General features: G+C 46.0%; 17 protein-coding genes and 2 tRNA genes. 11 read left to right on the top strand and 8 right to left on the bottom strand.

What is annotated here, in order from left to right:
* The first annotated feature begins 226 nt into the window (after positions 1-226).
* The gene (locus B9Y93_RS17485; RefSeq protein ID WP_085496451.1) at positions 227-535 is read left to right on the top strand and encodes a hypothetical protein; all 309 of its coding nucleotides are present in this window, start codon (positions 227-229) and stop codon (positions 533-535) included.
* Positions 536-805: 270 nt separating this feature from the next.
* On the opposite strand, the gene B9Y93_RS24250 is transcribed toward B9Y93_RS17485, so the two are convergent.
* The 4 genes from B9Y93_RS24250 to B9Y93_RS17500 form a co-directional block, all read right to left on the bottom strand.
* Positions 806-1195, bottom strand: a complete 390-nt coding sequence (locus B9Y93_RS24250; protein WP_097676245.1) for an IS3 family transposase — start codon at positions 1193-1195, stop codon at positions 806-808.
* Positions 1196-1248: 53 nt separating this feature from the next.
* Positions 1249-1539 (bottom strand): IS3 family transposase, encoded by a 291-nt coding sequence (locus tag B9Y93_RS24255; protein WP_176228971.1) that lies wholly within the window; start codon positions 1537-1539, stop codon positions 1249-1251.
* A 32-nt stretch (positions 1540-1571) separates the two neighbouring features.
* Positions 1572-1967, bottom strand: coding sequence for a helix-turn-helix domain-containing protein (locus tag B9Y93_RS17495; RefSeq protein WP_085496452.1), 396 nt, complete (start codon positions 1965-1967; stop codon positions 1572-1574).
* Positions 1968-2543: 576 nt separating this feature from the next.
* Positions 2544-2619: transfer RNA gene (locus B9Y93_RS17500), tRNA-Ala, on the bottom strand.
* A gap of 387 nt (positions 2620-3006) precedes the next feature.
* Between B9Y93_RS17500 and B9Y93_RS17505 the strand changes: the two genes are divergently transcribed.
* The 4 genes from B9Y93_RS17505 (at position 3007) to B9Y93_RS17520 (ending at position 6670) form a co-directional block, all read left to right on the top strand.
* Entirely contained in the window at positions 3007-4809 is a 1803-nt protein-coding gene (locus tag B9Y93_RS17505; RefSeq protein ID WP_085496455.1) for a glycoside hydrolase family 3 protein, read from the top strand.
* A gap of 260 nt (positions 4810-5069) precedes the next feature.
* Positions 5070-5519: a VOC family protein gene (locus B9Y93_RS17510; RefSeq protein WP_085496456.1), complete on the top strand. Its 450-nt coding sequence runs from the start codon at positions 5070-5072 to the stop codon at positions 5517-5519.
* Positions 5520-5578: 59 nt separating this feature from the next.
* Complete coding sequence (locus tag B9Y93_RS17515) at positions 5579-6166, top strand: TetR/AcrR family transcriptional regulator (protein ID WP_085496458.1); 588 nt, start codon at positions 5579-5581, stop codon at positions 6164-6166.
* Positions 6167-6289: 123 nt separating this feature from the next.
* A complete protein-coding gene (locus B9Y93_RS17520) occupies positions 6290-6670 on the top strand; it encodes a VOC family protein (RefSeq protein WP_085496460.1) in 381 nt (126 codons plus the stop codon).
* 195 nt (positions 6671-6865) lie between these two features.
* Here B9Y93_RS17520 and B9Y93_RS17525 read toward each other — a convergent pair whose 3' ends face one another.
* The gene (locus B9Y93_RS17525; protein ID WP_085496463.1) at positions 6866-7354 is read right to left on the bottom strand and encodes a cation:proton antiporter regulatory subunit; all 489 of its coding nucleotides are present in this window, start codon (positions 7352-7354) and stop codon (positions 6866-6868) included.
* Between the two features lie 25 nt (positions 7355-7379).
* On the bottom strand, positions 7380-8594 hold the full coding sequence (locus tag B9Y93_RS17530; protein WP_085496465.1) for a cation:proton antiporter: 1215 nt from the start codon (positions 8592-8594) through the stop codon (positions 7380-7382).
* Between the two features lie 726 nt (positions 8595-9320).
* On the opposite strand from B9Y93_RS17530, the gene B9Y93_RS17535 reads away from it, so the two are divergent.
* Entirely contained in the window at positions 9321-10508 is a 1188-nt protein-coding gene (locus B9Y93_RS17535) for an NAD(P)/FAD-dependent oxidoreductase (protein ID WP_085496467.1), read from the top strand.
* 34 nt (positions 10509-10542) lie between these two features.
* A complete protein-coding gene (gene sigJ / locus B9Y93_RS17540) occupies positions 10543-11397 on the top strand; it encodes an RNA polymerase sigma factor SigJ (RefSeq protein ID WP_085496469.1) in 855 nt (284 codons plus the stop codon).
* A gap of 184 nt (positions 11398-11581) precedes the next feature.
* Here sigJ and B9Y93_RS17545 read toward each other — a convergent pair whose 3' ends face one another.
* Positions 11582-12013, bottom strand: a complete 432-nt coding sequence (locus B9Y93_RS17545; protein WP_085496471.1) for an Lrp/AsnC family transcriptional regulator — start codon at positions 12011-12013, stop codon at positions 11582-11584.
* Between the two features lie 126 nt (positions 12014-12139).
* Here B9Y93_RS17545 and B9Y93_RS17550 point away from each other — a divergent pair, with 126 nt between their 5' ends.
* A complete protein-coding gene (locus B9Y93_RS17550) occupies positions 12140-12898 on the top strand; it encodes an MBL fold metallo-hydrolase (RefSeq protein ID WP_085496474.1) in 759 nt (252 codons plus the stop codon).
* Between the two features lie 399 nt (positions 12899-13297).
* Positions 13298-13373: transfer RNA gene (locus B9Y93_RS17555), tRNA-Lys, on the top strand.
* 273 nt (positions 13374-13646) lie between these two features.
* Here the strand turns inward: B9Y93_RS17555 and B9Y93_RS17560 are convergent.
* Positions 13647-14150: a DinB family protein gene (locus B9Y93_RS17560; protein ID WP_085496476.1), complete on the bottom strand. Its 504-nt coding sequence runs from the start codon at positions 14148-14150 to the stop codon at positions 13647-13649.
* Between the two features lie 104 nt (positions 14151-14254).
* Between B9Y93_RS17560 and B9Y93_RS17565 the strand changes: the two genes are divergently transcribed.
* Both B9Y93_RS17565 and B9Y93_RS17570 read left to right on the top strand, forming a co-directional pair.
* Positions 14255-15244, top strand: coding sequence for a helix-turn-helix transcriptional regulator (locus B9Y93_RS17565; RefSeq protein ID WP_085496478.1), 990 nt, complete (start codon positions 14255-14257; stop codon positions 15242-15244).
* Between the two features lie 53 nt (positions 15245-15297).
* Positions 15298-15927, top strand: coding sequence for a type 1 glutamine amidotransferase family protein (locus tag B9Y93_RS17570; protein ID WP_085496480.1), 630 nt, complete (start codon positions 15298-15300; stop codon positions 15925-15927).
* Positions 15928-16143: the final 216 nt, after the last annotated feature.

Consider the following 16143-nt stretch of genomic DNA (forward strand, 5'->3'; position numbering starts at 1 on the left):
AACTGCCGCTCTAACTCCAAGAGGCTATATAATCAAATGCTGATTTCATACAAAACCATTTCTCAAAACTTATTTATTTCTATTTTCAGCCACATTACCTTGTGAACCGACATAATCCCGTAGATTACGCCAGAGATTCAATATTAAAATGAGACCTAATCCTCAAGAGAAGTATTCCATAATATGTTAATATTCAATTATTCCGAATTTAAGGAGGAGTTGTATTATGAAAATCAAATCTTTGACAGTGGGTGCTCTCTTAGGGGTATCTATGTTATTTGGAAGTGTGAGTGCTAGTGCTGGACCTGTTGATACAAATTCTGTATCTCCATTTGCTGATCAAAATTTGGTCTTGCGCGTCGGTGAAATTCATAATTTCAGCGGTACAATCTCCATGGTTGATAATATACAGGGTGTGATAGTTGTAACATATCCATCGACTATCAGAGGAATCAAGCCGGGACAAGCCAAACTTAGAGTATATAGTAATGGAGTATATACATATTATGATATCTTCGTTAAAAGCGGCATATAAGTAAACTTATGGTCCCATTATTGATGCATAGTATCACTAGGGCACTACGCAATTAGATCATCTTCTTATGCGTAGTGTTTCTCTGTGTTCTTAGCAACCTTCTCATTTTCGATCCACTCTCCTTTCTCAGTAAATTTCGACTTATCCATATAACTCCCTTCATATATAGTAGCCTCTCGGCATTCGCCAAGGCAGATGGGACAAGGATTTCCTTTCCCCACTAAACTTGCCATCCTCCTACCTTTGGTCAAGACTCAATTTAGTGGACAATTAAGAAACACCCCTGCCAACACCAAGCTGATTTCGGTATTGTACCGGAGTTAGCTTGCTTAATTTTCTTTGTGGACGGTAGTTGTTATAAAAATAGATATAGTCCTCAATTCTCATTTGTGCTTCTTCGACGGTTGAAATATGATAAGGATAGAGTCCTTCCACCTTCAAGTGTGAGAAGAAACTCTCCAATGAGGCATTGTCATAACAATTGCCTCGTCGTGACATGCTGATTTGGGCTCCAACCTTTGGCAGCATGTCATGGTATTTGTAGGACGTGTACGGGGTTCCCTGATCGCTGTGAACGATCAGTCCGGTTACGTCCTTTTCCTTTTCAAATGCTTTTGAGAACGTCTCTAATACAAGTTCAGTGTTGTTGCGATTACTCATATGATAAGCAACAATTCGTTCTGATATAAATCTTTAATGGCAGATAAGTATAATCATGTATCTCCGACTCGATATTGAGTGATGTCTGTCACCCATTTTTGGTTGGGTGCGCCTGCATGAAACCGGCGATTCAAGATGTTTCTTACGGCCCGATCACCGTTGTTCCATTTACGGTTGCAGCGATACTTCCTGCGAGCTCTAGAGCGGAGTCCCATCTTTTGCATTAATCGCAGAACCTTCTTGTGGTTCATCCAAGCGCCTTTGTCTTGATATAGAAAAAGTTGAACTTGTTGATAGCCGTAGACGCCGTTGTAACGCTCAAAGGTATTTCGTACGAGCTGCATTTCTGTTTGATCCTTCTCTTTGTTCATCCGCTTTACATAGTCGTAGTATCCGCTTCGAGAGACCCCAATCTCGTTACAGAGCTCTGTAACGCTAAATCTTTCACGGAGCTCGTGGACGAGCCTATGCTTCTCTGGTACACCTCCGCCTTCGTAATGGCCAACCACTTTTTTAAGACAGCATTCTCCATCTCTAAACGTTTGATATAGCGATTTTCATCAATGTACCGCTCTCTTTTCCCTCGATGATCCATAAGTCCAAAATCGCCCATCTGATTGTACCTACGCATCCAAACCTTTAGCCGTCCAATGTCTGCTATCCCTAATTCTTCAGCCACTTTCTTTTTGGTCATCCCTTCAAGCCGCATTTCAATTGCTCTCTTCTTCGTCTCGAAGCTGTAAGAAACGAAAGTTTGTCCCTTCTTCGCCATAACGCAAAGCACCCCCTATAGGTTTTCATCGGTTGTAAACACCAGGGGTGTTTATCCAATGTCCACTATAAGGAGTGCACTTCAGTCTGTCCTTTTATGAAACTGGTTTTCATTTTCCATAATTTCCAGCCCCCTATTCTCTATTTTCGCAGTAATCCTTCCCTTCAACCCGGTCTAATTCCGAGAGACTATCTTAGAGTTGCTCACTAATTCTCGCTAAGTTTTGACCAAATATCGCTGCTGGAGTTCATTGTCTGTCCATATTGTCAATCAGACGAAGCCAACTCAACGAGGACTTTTAGCAGTAGATTCAGACGTCGTGCACGTCCGTTTGTTGCATATGCTTCGAAGCATCACTTCCACTCCCTGAGCGCGAGCGAACCTATAGAGGTTCATTTCCTCAAAGCAATTCATACGAAAAACGCCATCACGAATTGTGAGGGCGTTCTCTTCGTATGGAGCCAAGGGAATACAGTTCGCTCTAACTCACTGTGTCATCATGGGATGTCCGAATCCTGATTATAGGCATAATAAACAGAAAACCACATCCAATAGATGTGGTTGAGTTATTTATTATGGTGGAGCCAAGGGGGATCGAACCCCTGACCTCATCGCTGCCAGCGATGCGCTCTCCCAGCTGAGCTATGGCCCCATATGATGTTTACAAGAACACAATCCTAACATATTCATTAAAATTGCGTCACTTCATCATTATACTACGCGCAAAACGCTCCTGCAAGAGAGAAAATAAAATTTATTAAGATCATTAATGTTTGTTACACATTGACGATTAGTCGTCATATGAGTCTCTTGGCGATCCACGCTTCTAGCTAGTCCCGTTACATAGAACTAAAGAAATGGCGAGAAGGTAAAGTACGTGGAAATGTATCCGAAATCGTGGTTTACAGTACTTGTTGCCCCCATAATTCGCATGATAGACTCTTCGCACAGCATGAAAAGATTAGCGTTAAACACCCATGTTATCCATAAATACAGGCTATGGCGTTGCCCATCATACATGAGAGGAGCAATATGAATCATGACCAAGAAAAGGATGAACCTTTATGCATCCATCCTAGTCCTTGCAGCTGCTGTCATCTATGTTTTTCTTCCATCGCTTACTACGAACCCCAACACAGAATCCCCTTCTTCCACAGCGGATAAAGTTCAAGCAGATACTTGGAATACAGGCACCGTAGAAGAACAAGCCAAGAAGCTCACCGCACTTATGACTGACAAAGAGAAGATCGGACAGCTGGTGATGTACACCCCAACGGAACGTGCAGATGCTTTCTCAAACACAATGATTGCCGAATATCAGGTCGGGAGTGCGCTGTTGAACCGACAGATGCAATCCGCTCAACAAATGGCGGCATTTACGAATCAGCTTCAGCAGTGGGCATCGGAAACACGATTAGGCATTCCCCTATTTATCTCTGGTGATTTGGAGTATGGTGCTGCTCAGCGCGTGCCGACAGAAGCCACCACCCTTCCTCGCCAGATGGCGATCGGAGCTACAGGCAACGTGGACTATGCGAAGCAGGCTGCGCGAGTTACGGCAGCAGAAGCCAAGGCTATGGGCTTTCAATGGAGCTTCTCACCTGTTGCTGATGTGAATTCCAATCTGGAGAACCCCGTGATTGGCGTCCGCTCCTTTGGCCAGAACACGAAGCTCGTAAGCGACATGGCTGTCGCCCAAGTACAGGGTTATCAGGAAGAAGGCGTGCTGTCGAGCGCCAAGCATTTTCCCGGGCACGGAGATACCGGCTTTGACACACATTCGACCTTGGCAAATGTAACGTATAGCGAAGAGGTGCTGCGCAAGGTCCACCTTCCTCCTTTCCAAGCCGCCATCGATCAAGGCATCGAATCCATCATGACCTCTCACATCATCATCGAAGCAATTGATCCCGAGCTCCCCGCTACCTTATCTAAAAAAGTGCTGACTGGCCTATTAAGAGAACAAATGGGCTTTAAAGGCATCATTGTAACCGACGCGATGGTCATGGAAGCAATCTCCGCCAATTGGGGGGCCGGAGAAGCAGCCGTCATGGCCATTAATGCTGGTGCCGATATTGTAATGGCTAATGGTTCCGTTGAAGATCAGTACGACACGCTCCATACCCTCTACAAGGCTCTGCAGAAAGGCAAGATTGACAAGGGTCGTGTAGATGATGCTGTGGAACGGATTCTCTACTATAAGCTGAAAATGAACCTATTCGAGCAGCGATCTGTTGATGTGGAGCATGCAGGTCTTGTGGTTGGCAGCCCAGAACACGGGGAACTGTCGAATAGAATCGCGATGGACTCCGTTACCCTTGTCAAAAATGAAGAAGTACTGCCGCTTGATCCCACAAGTAAAGAGCATACCCTTGTGGTGAGCGTCGCCTATGCTGACAGGATTGCAGACAGCGTCAAAAGGCTGGTGAGCGGCGAGGTTACAGCCTATCAGGCTGCCCCTGCCCGCGGAGAGAAGCTGGATGCTGCCCCAGGGGCTGTCGCTGAAGCGGTTGCGCTGGCTAAGAAGGCGGACCGCATCCTGGTCTTTACGCAATCGGATCGCCAATTGCCGCAAGGACAGATTGACCTTGTCAATCAATTGCTCGCTACCGGCAAGCCTGTCGTGACGGTATCCCTTGGCAATCCGGGAGATATCCTAAGCTATCCTAACGCCAAGGCGCATCTGAGCACCTATGCGCTGGACAACTGGTACTGGCTCACGCCTATTCCCGTGTCATGGGAGGCCGCTGTACAGGTCATATTTGGCGCAGCTCCTAAAGGCAAATTGCCAGTAGCCTTAAACGGAACATATCAGGAAGGATATGGGTTGCGTTATCCCTAATCCCGAAATAAATCTTCATGTATACGTCAATTCAGCATGCCGCTTCAATAAGCACCATTATTGAAGCGGTTTTTCTTTTCGACTCGTATAATAGCTGTCCACCTTGTAACTGTATAGCTCTCCTCAAGAACATATTCTAGTCTCGTGAACACGGTAAATTTTTAAGTTCGAATATGTAAATATCTTCAAACCCCATTTACATACATTCTGTATGTATGTTAAACTCCTCGCAAATCGATCCACAGGGAGGAATTACCACTATGAAGCTTAACTCCTTTTATCCCGTTATTCAGACTGAACAGGTTGCAAGCACGTCTGCGTTCTACGTGGAACACTTTGGCTTTGAGATCGTATTCCAATCGGATTGGTACGTAAGCTTGAAGGCATCTCATGACAGCACTCCCTTTGAGCTGGCTATATTGAACCCCCATCATGAGACGATCCCCGCCTCCTTTCAAACCAGCGTCAAAGGCATCATCCTTAACTTTGAGGTTGATGATGTGAACGCCGAGTATGAACGTCTGATTGAACGGGCCAAGCTTCCACTCCATCTTGAGCTTCGCGATGAAGAGTTTGGACAAAGGCACTTTATAACAAGTGACCCGAGCGGCGTGCTCATCGACGTCATTTCAATCATCCCGCCGTCAGAAGCCTTTAGCCATCAATATCAAGAGGAAGTATGGAATGCTTCTGATTCAAAAGTAAAATAGCAGCGGACAGTCACTTATCCCTTCATTACAGGAACAACTAGAATAGGAGCCATGAATCGATGAGAAGAGACAAAGAAGCTGTAAATCAAACGATTCAACAGCTGTTGCGAATAGCACAGCATCATTTTACGGAGTACGGATTCACTGGAACCGCATTGGAAGCCATCGCCCATGAAGCGAATCTGACTCGGGGCGCCTTATACCACCATTTCCGCAGCAAGAAAGAACTGTTCCAAGTGGTGTTCGAAGCTATCCATCAGGAGGTTGCAGAGCGAATATTAACAGAGTCCGCGCATGGCCGCGATGAGTGGGAGCAGTTGAAGCTTGGATGCCTCGCCTTCTTAACCGCTGCCGTGGAGCCGCAGAACAAACGCATGATGCTGATCGATGGGCCATCAGTGCTGGGCTGGGAAGCCTGGCGCTTAACCGATGAGTCCAACTCCATGCGATTGCTTCGTGAGCAGCTGATCCTCATGGAGCAGACCGGCCTCCTGAAGCCGCAGCTTCCTATTGACGCGATGGTACATATGATCTCCGGTGGACTTAATGAATTGGCCTTGTGGCTTGCTCTGCAGCATAACCTTGAGGACTCGCTAAAGCAATGCGAGCGGGTGATTGCAACCTGCCTTGAAGCCATCAAAAAGTAACTTCAATCTTTAATTTATAGACTTTTGACCCATACCTTATTGAACACTTTCTACCTTGAAATAATGAAATAATTTCCATATAATCTTGGAAACTTCATTTATATAAAGGAGCTGCAGTTTTTGATGAACAAATTCAGCCATATCGACCTTCGGGTCAATCATTTAGAGCGCGCACTGCCCTTTTACGAGCAGCTGCTTCCAGCGCTTGGCTTCACTCGCACCTTTCATAGCGCTAACTGGAGAGTATTTGCTGCAGATGGAGAGCTGCCTAGCGCTGCCTACTTCGCGATCACCGAAGACCCTAAGCATCAGCCTAATCAAAATCTGATCGGGTTTTGGGCGAGTGATCGTGAGGAGGTTGACCGGATTGCAGCGCTTGTACAAGCCGCAGGCGGGTCCATTACGAGCGGCCCAGAGCAGCTTCCGATCAGCCCTACCTATTATGCCGTATATTTTGAGGACCCCTGCGGCAACAAATACGAGCTTGTCCACCGGCTGAACTGATCATACTCTCTTGAAATAGTCCTAAATGCAGCAAAAAGGTATCGAAGAAGCTGCGCTTCCTCGATACCTTTTTTCGTTAATATCTGCAAAATTGAGACCGTCAAATCAACAAGTCAGCCTCATATTCTAAGATGACATCGGCATGGAGTAGAGCAGGCTGCTTTGGCGATTAGCTTCACTCCCCTTAAGCCATCCTCACCCGTTAATAAGCAGCTCCTTAAGCGCTTTGATCTGCTTGCGCTCCCCTGCGATCACAAGCGTCATATCTGCAAGCAGCTTCTCGCTTGGGGCAGGATTAATCTTCTGGCTGTTCTTTTCAACAATCGCCAGAATCGTCGCGCCGGTACGCTGACGGACCTGAAGCTCTGCAATCGATTGGTTCGTGCATTTATAATGAGACTCTACCTTGCACCATTCAATTACGAGCTCTTCGAGAGACACCTCCACCGTTTCAAGCGCCTTCGGCTTGTACGTCATACCTCCAACGATGGCAGCAAGCTGCCTCGCTTCATCATCATCAAGGCTCACACCCGAAATAATCTCATCGGGATCTTCTTGATCAAAATGATACAGCTCTCTGCGTCCATCATTGTGAATAATAATGGCTAATTTCTCACCTGTATTGGTCTCGATCTGAAACTTGCGCCCCACGCCCGGCAGATCGGATTCTCTAATCATCGTCATGGTTAACATCCTCCATCCAAAAAAATCATCTATTCTTCGCTAGTCCCTTCATATCGCTCCATTTAAAGATCCGATTCAGCCCCTTATAAATATGCTTGGACTCCTTCGCAAGAAGAGGACCCGCAATCGCAAGTATGAGGACATACAAAGCTGAAAATGGCTTTAATACGGGACTTAATCCGGCAGCTAAGCCTAGATTGGCCACAATAATGGTGAATTCTCCACGGGCCATGACCGTAAGCCCGATGTTCAGTGATGCTTTGTGGGACATGCCCGCCTTTCTCCCTGCAATCATGCCAGAGACGACATTGCCAGCGATCGTCAGCAGCACAGCTGCGAGCGCCATCCATGCAGCATCCCCCAGCGTCAGCGGATCAATGCTTAAGCCAAAGCTGAAGAAGAAGATCGCCCCGAAGAAATCGCGAAACGGAACAACAAGCTGCTCAATTCTCTTGCTATGCTTCGTTTCAGATAATGCAAGGCCAAACAATAGTGCTCCGATCGCTTCTGCGACGTGCAGATTCTCAGAGAAGCCTGAAACAAAGAATAAAAGAGAAAAGACCACAATAATAAATATCTCGTTAGAGGTAATATTCAATAGCTTATTCAGAATAGGCGCGCCCTTTCTTGCAACGACAAGAAAGACGAGCATATACCCCAGTGAAATGCCGACCGACAGCAGAATGCTGCCTACCGAGGTTGCATCTCCAAACAAAAGGCCTGACATCACCGATAAGAACACAGCCAGGAATAGATCATCAAACAAGATCATGCCGAGGATAAGCTCTGTCTCGGAATTACCCGTTCGCTTGAGATCAACGAGCACCTTCGCTACGATTGCTGTCGAGGATACGGACAGCATGCCCGCAATAATCAGCGTCTCGAACAGGGGAAGGCCTGACACGAATCCAAATAGGAGCCCCAGCGAAAAATTGAGCAGCACATATACGGTACCGCCGAACACAATGTTCTTTCCTGATTTGATCAGCTTCGATACGGAAAATTCCAAACCGATATAGAACAAGAGGAACAGCACGCCAATTTGTCCTAGAAACGAAATAATCTCTTGGCTTTCGATAAATCTCAAGTCAATGATGCCAATCGTCGGCGCATGCGGACCTACAGCCATTCCAAGAATAATTAAAAACGGAATAATCGAAAACTTCAGCCTGCCTGCAATCACGGATGCAAGCGCCACCAACATCAGCGCCGTTCCAATCTCAAAGATGATATGTTCCATACAACGCGTACCCCTCCCTATGTCATAAACAGAGGCATCAAAGGACGTAGATATGAACGTCGCACAACGTCTTTCTTATGCTGCTGTAGAATTCGCTGCTCTTCATTCCTGTTCACTTTAGTAACCCTTCGTCGTCATAGATATCATCCTTCTCAACTGCCTCTGCAGCATTGCTCCTCCTTTAATCGACCTGGCCAATATAGTTGCAAGCGACCCAGTCAATCCTCATATTCACTTCTCTTGAACACCAAAAGCTGGTTTAACCAACGTCAAAATATAAAGCGTTCTCATAAACTGCTGCTCCTGCTTCCTGCAATGAAACGGGCTTTTTCCTAACAGGTGCATCAAGAATAGCTGCTGATGTACTTGCAGGGTCCTACGGTTCATCATAGATAACAGCCTCATTTCCTTTGTATATACCGATCCCTTCGTTTGCGCCTAACACACTTTTCATAGCAATCATCCTTTCAGATAATGAAATAGCCCCAATTCAGGGGCTTATTCCCATCATAGCATACCCCTAATGAAAGTCCAGCTACATTAAATGGCTTTCCTATTTGCATAACGAAGACCGCTCTTATTGGCCCGTCATCATGCTGAATGCTAAGCGTTAGCTCTTGTTAGACAATCTCATTTTGCTATAAAAATTCACCACTCCCTCTCGTCACAAATCCTCCCCTTCGCTCGTTCTATGTTCAAATCGAATCGTAAAGGAGTCGAACCAGAATGAGACAGCTAACCTGTGTTGTGCTTGGAGGCGGATTTGCCGGCATACACGCCATGAAGTCCATTCACCAGGCTTTTCAAAGCAACAAGGAACGGATTCAGCTTCAACTGATTCTTATCGACAAGCTTGAAGCCCATCTGCGCAAGGTGCTGCTGTTCCAGCCTGCAGCTAGCGGCGAACCCATATCTGTGCCATGGCAGCAGCTTCTGCCTGCGGATGCAGCGTTTATTCAAGGAACCGCCACAGGCATCGATCATCAGCTCAACCTGCTTCATTATGAGGATATAGAAGGCAAGCAGCAGCTTCAGGCCTTTGATATGCTAGTGGTCGCGATTGGCAGTGTGGCTGAGAAGCCTGCCGCAGAGCTAGGCGGAATCGCACTTGCGGATCTAGAATCAGCAAGCCGCATTCGCTCGCAGTGGATGCATAACTTACAGCAGGCTGCTTTCACAGCCCATTCCATCGAGAAAGCGCGCCTCATGAGCGTCGCGATAGCGGGGGCAGGAATTACGGGTGTGGAAACGGCGGCGGAGCTCGCCTACGCCATGAAGCAGGAAGCACAGCAGCTTGGACTCAACCCCGAAGAGATTCACGTTCATCTGCTTAACGCCAAGGCGAGATTATTCCAAGAGGGGCCGGCTAAAGTGGCGGACAAAGTGGAACGTACGCTTGCAGCCTGCGGGGTCACTGTCCATCATCAATTGAAGGCGCTGCAAGCCGCAGATGATCATGTTCATGTATCTGATGGACAGCGCTTGCCAGTGGGACTTACCATATGGACACTTGGACTTCGGCCCAATTCCATGCTTATGAATCTGTCCTTGCCACTAACAGCAGATGGACAGGTGCAAGTAGACTCCAGCTATCGCGTAATTGGCACTAACGGGGTGTACAGCATTGGAGATTGCGCTCACATTGTTGATCCCGTCACAGGAATGAAGGATGCCATGACATGCAAGGAAGCGATTCCGCAAGCACAGCGCCTTGGCTCGATTCTTTACGCTGATGCAACAGGACGAAGCGCTTCACAGCATAAGAGCGTCCTCCCCTCATTTACGATCGGCCTAGGTCCAGAACGCGGGGTCATGTGGACACGCAAATGGGGGCTTGATATGATCGTTACAGGTAAGCTTGCTTATCGAATCAAGGTCTTTCTCTGGAATTATGCAAGCTTGCTTCGCGGTTGAACCTTATCAAGCATTGTCAACCAGGAGGTATACGATGATCGAGTGGTATAAAGAGTATAAAGGACTATTATTTCGGCTTGCCTATCAACTGACAGGATCGATAGCCGATGCGGAAGATGCCGTCCAAGAGGTATTTGTTAAATTGCATCGTGTTGATGCTGATCGAATTACAGAACCTAAAGCTTATTTATGCAAGATGGTAACGAATCACTGTATGGATCAGCTGAAATCCGCACAAAAAAGACGTGAGCAGTATGTTGGGCCCTGGCTTCCTGAACCGCTCCCCCTTTTCGCACAAGACGATTATGAAGGTGTTATACAACAAGACCTGCTATCCTATGCCATGCTTGTCCTGCTGGAGAGACTGTCTCCTACTGAGCGAATTGTGTTTGTGCTGCGAGAGGCATTGTGCTTTGATTATCCTGTCATTGCAGAGCTCACGAATAAAACCGAAGCGAATTGCCGGAAGCTGATGAGCCGCGCCAAGTCAAAGATGGGGGTCTCAGAAGAGGACCTTCATAACCGTGAATGGCAGGACGAGGCATGGATACAGCAATTTATTCTGTCACTGACTAAAGGACAGGTAGACACCGTCGTGTCGCTGCTGGCTGAGGATGTTGTGATTCTCTCTGATGGTGGCGGAAAAGTATCTGCTGCCTTGCGGCCGATTCGTACCCGTGATTTCGTATCCCGCTTCTTGTTTGGCATTATACGCAAGTACAATTTGGCTGGAGCTTCTCTTGAAGTTACCACGCACAATGGGGAATGCTGCATTGTATTCCGAGAGAATGATCGGATCACAAGTGTTTACTTTTTACATGTCCGCAACGAGAAAATTCAACATATTTATATTATGCGCAATCCGGATAAGCTTGTTCATCTTATGTAGCATTCGCATGAGCATTTTCCGGGAAATAATCATAAAGGATCTCAGCCCTCACGCGTGGAGGATGAGGTCCTTTTTCACATGCTGCGTATCAGAACGATGCTCTATGAAGCAGCCCTCTGCTCTCCTCTGTTGTCCTGCCCTTTCAACTTGTTACTTCTAAATAAATGAAGGGATTATCCATCCCTCACTTTACTTGGCTGATTGAAAGGCTCAGCTTATAGTTTCCATAACGAAGCAGCTCATCTAGAATATCATTAAGCTCTGCTGGGGTACTGATCCTCACTCTCATCCAATAGCACCCTTCTCCACTAACCCGATGCAGCTCGGCAATATGTTTATGCTCTAGCGCATAGGCTTGAAAGGTGGAATGCGCCTTGGGCGAATGCAAAAATACCGTCACGAACGCATGCACATGGAGACCGATCTTATCGGGATTCCATCGCAGGGTGTAGCCCTCAATCACGCCGAGATCCTGAAGCTTGCGAATACGTGCTCCCACGGCTTGTCCTGTCATCGGGATGCGCTCGCCGATATGCTTATGGGAAAGGCTTGAATCCATAAGTAAATGCTCAAGAATTTGAAGATCAATCTCATCGATATCTGGTTTTGTATTCATCGTCAACAATCCTTTCAATATGAAAGTAAAACATACGCAATCGCTTCACGAGGTCATGTGCATCTGCGCTCGCTTTTTCTACAATAGTATCAGACGCACATTCATAATGAAAAGAGGATGACCCATATGAAATTACAGCTCGTTCGACACGCTACACTGTGGATGGTTTATAGCGAACATCAATGGCTGATCGATCCGATGTTCAGTGACCAAGGCGCTAATCCACCGATCATTCATTCTTCCAATGATAAGCGCAATCCGCTTGTTCCTTTGCCGTTCTCGGTCCACGACATCCTTCATCCCGATACGATTCTACTCACGCATCTCCATCAGGATCATTGGGATGAGGCAGCTCAATCTGCTTTGGACCAATCTCTGCCTATCCTTTGCCAGCCTGAGGATGAACCGAGCATTCGAGATAATGGATTCCGTCATGTTACCGCGATTGAAGACCACTATTCCTGCAACGGTGTAACCTTATCACGAACAAGCGGACAGCACGGAACAGGAGAGGTTGGGGAATGGATGGGCAGCGTATCCGGCTTCGTGTTCCAAGCGGACAACGAACCGACCGTGTATGTTGCGGGGGACACCATATGGTGTGAGGACGTTCGCCAAGCATTGGATGCCTATCAGCCTGATATTATCATTGTTAACGCAGGGGCAGCTCAATTTGTCATGGGAGATCCTATTACCATGAACGCCGATGATATTGTCCAAGTATGCCGATACGCACCTCAATCAAAGGTCATCGCAGTACACATGGATACGATTAATCACTGTCATGAAACGAGAACGATATTAAGACAGAAGCTGAATCAGGAAGGATTACTTGATCAGGTAACCATTCCCGAGGATGGAGAATGGCTTGTGATAGGATCATGAACATTAGCTCGTGTAGAAGAAGAGGTTCCCGCCAAGAGATCTATAGGATATAGCATAAAATACTTGTGTTGAAGCAAGCCTTAGGTGAACGACTGTGTGGAGAGGCAGCTTGTATCGCCGCAAGTAAATGATGGCAATGATGGTTTTGTCATGGTCTCGTATAGGCAAGACCATCATGCAGTACTAGGAAAATAACGAAAAGAAAGCGGGCGTTATTGAAAGAAAAAGTGAATATATACTTTCTTTTGCTTACATTTTTCAAATATCCTATCGATTTAGGCGGTATTTGCATGTTTACACAAGCTTTAAATAGGACTATAATAGTCCCATAAGCGACGCACGATACCTTACATTGAAGGTTAGGCATGAGACTATAAGTTCACACTCGAAGCTGAATATGGGTTCTTAGCTCAGTTGGTAGAGCAGTTGACTCTTAATCATCAGGTCGAGGGTTCGAACCCCTCAGAACCCACCATATCCAACAACCAAGACGGCAGAGATGCCGTTTTTTTGTTTTCTGTTATATTCCCTATCATCCCCATCCATTGGGATAGCAACAATGATTAAGCTAATTACCGTATCTGTTCACCCAGTCGGATTTCGATGCTTTGTTTTATCCTATTGATTATTTCTCTGCTTTCAAAAACAAAAAATACCGTTGAGCATAAACACACCCAGAGTGTTTTCTGACTTCTACGGTATTAGTAGGATCTAACTCATTTCCACTTGACGATCTGTTATGATTAAATTACATTTTCGGGGCTTCCATGCCAAAGTTAGCCCACTCTTCTTTGGACGGGCCATATATGCCAGGTACGCTTAATCCAGCTTGCCGCATAAGAACCGTCAGTTGTCCGCGGTGGTGGCTTTGATGCAGAATCAAAAACAGCAATAATGACCCATTCGGTATGTGCTGGCCTAGAAAATCGATTTGTTCTGTTAAGGTGCTGTCGTTCCATTGCGATTTGACGGCATGAACGAAGGCCGCACTGGCTTGCTGATAGCTGTCCGCGATAAATGCTGCCGAAGCAGGAACAGGCCAATCTTCAACTGGCGCTTCAAACGTCAAATTCGTATTCGAAGCAATGATGCGAATGGCCGCAACGGTATGCCATGCAGTTCGTCCTAACGTCCAGTTCTCTGAAGTGATTTCCTGCTGAAGCGACTCATCCGTTAGATGGTTCAATATTCTCTGTGTTGCTCCAGCTTCATAATCCCATGTTGATAAAAAATGATCTAAGGTTAGAAACATACAATACCTCCTGAACGCTTTTTACATTATCCATTCGCCAATCGTTTGGATCATCCTTCCATTTCATAATAAAAATTTGCATCAAATATATAAGGAGCACGCTTATGGCTAAAATGGATAATATGATGGCTATTCTCTGGATGCTGCATTCGGGAAAAAGAGTGACTGCAAAGCAAATCTCAGAAAAGCTAGAAATGAATATAAGAACGGTTTACCGTTATATCGATGCACTTTCTGCCAGTGGTGTACCGATCATCGCTGACCCAGGACATCATGGAGGCTATACCCTATTGAAGCATTTTATCGAGAGCCCTCTTCTCTTTGATGTTGATGAGAAGACGGCCTTGCTTCAAGCCGCTGATTTGGCAAGACAAGCGGGGTATTTCTCAGGAGAAGCACTAGATCGTGCAGCGTCCAAGCTAACCTTGCATTCCAATCAAGAGCAGGAGAAGAGAATAACGGAACATTTAGAAGGGTTTGAAGTTCTGCACCCAATTGGTCCAATGTTTTCTAAGCCCATATTGAAGGAAATGGAACAAGGCATTCTTAACGGCATATCTATCGAAATCGAATACCATACAAACCGTGAAGAGCAGCCGAAGCAAAGGATTGTTGACCCTTACGGGATTATTTATTGGAACCATAACTGGTATGTGATTGCATTTTGCCAGCTTAGACAGGACATCCGAAGCTTTAGAGTAGATCGAATTAGCAGTGTGACTCATACAGAGATGACTTTTGAGCGTCCAGAGCCATTTTCCGCAGGTGAGTTTTTTATGAATAGCCTGCTTCCAGAAGCTCAAGATCAAGACGCTCTTATTCCTTTCGTCCTTGGAGGCAAGGCAAGCGCATTGGATAGCTTGTGCCAGCATTGGTTTTTAGCACATCATGTGAAAGAACGGACTTCAACGGCGGCGATCTTTTTACTAGAGGAAGAAGCAATGCTAGCCTATGTACCCTATTTGCTGCTGCCCTACGGCAAATCGGTTCACGTTCTTGAACCGTACAGCCTAAAGCAAAAGATGATTGAGGTCCTTCAAGAGCTCATTCAAAATTATCAAGCTGAGAACTTTACTGACAGCAGATGTCAGTGAAGTTTTTTTATGATAGACATATCGTAAAATAAGCAATAAAAGGAGCGTACATGATGCGAAAACCAAATGTATATCTTTATGTATTTGATACCATGGCGGATTGGGAGATCGGTTATTTAACCCCTGAACTCCACTCAGGAAGGTATTTTAAAAAGGGATTGGCGCCATTAGAAGTCATTGCAGTGGGCATGGATAAGCGGCCTGTGACGACAATGGGAGGCTTGAACATCCTGCCTCGACTTACTGTAAAGGAGTGTGTTCTGGAAGATACGGATGCTCTCATTCTTCCAGGGGGAGATACGTGGTTGGAAGCGATCCATGAGCCTATTCTTCAAAAAGCTTCTCAAGCGCTAGAGAACGGTGCTGTAGTTGCAGCCATCTGTGGGGCAACCTTGGGACTGGCGAAGATGGGATTACTAGACACCAGAAGGCATACGAGCAATAATCTTGAATATATGAAAATGACTTGCCCCAAATATAATGGGGAACTCTATTATGAAATGGAAGCAGCCGTAGCGGATGGCAACTTGGTTACAGCATCCGGGGCTGCTCCGTTGGAATTTGCAAAGCAGGTGCTAGAGGTGCTGGATGTATTCGAACCCGAAACCCTGCAGGCATGGTTCAATCTGTACAAGACTCAAGAGCCCCAATACTTCTTCGAGCTCATGCATGCGATTAAATAGCAATGATGAAGCAACAGCTTAGATGTTATCTGTCGAATTAACATTACGCTGGTTCTAAATCAAATGCTGTTCTAGTCAAGAGATGTCTCTTTTTTGAGGTATCTCTTTTTTTGTTATGCCAGATACGCCAGATCAAAACACTGGATCCCTCCTTTATCCATTTTTTTTGGCAAATGGAAGATAGATGTCCTTTTCGAGCCCTAATCGGTCTTATTC

It is taken from the genome of Paenibacillus aquistagni (assembly GCF_900177815.1).
GTDB lineage: Bacteria > Bacillota > Bacilli > Paenibacillales > Paenibacillaceae > Paenibacillus_B > Paenibacillus_B aquistagni.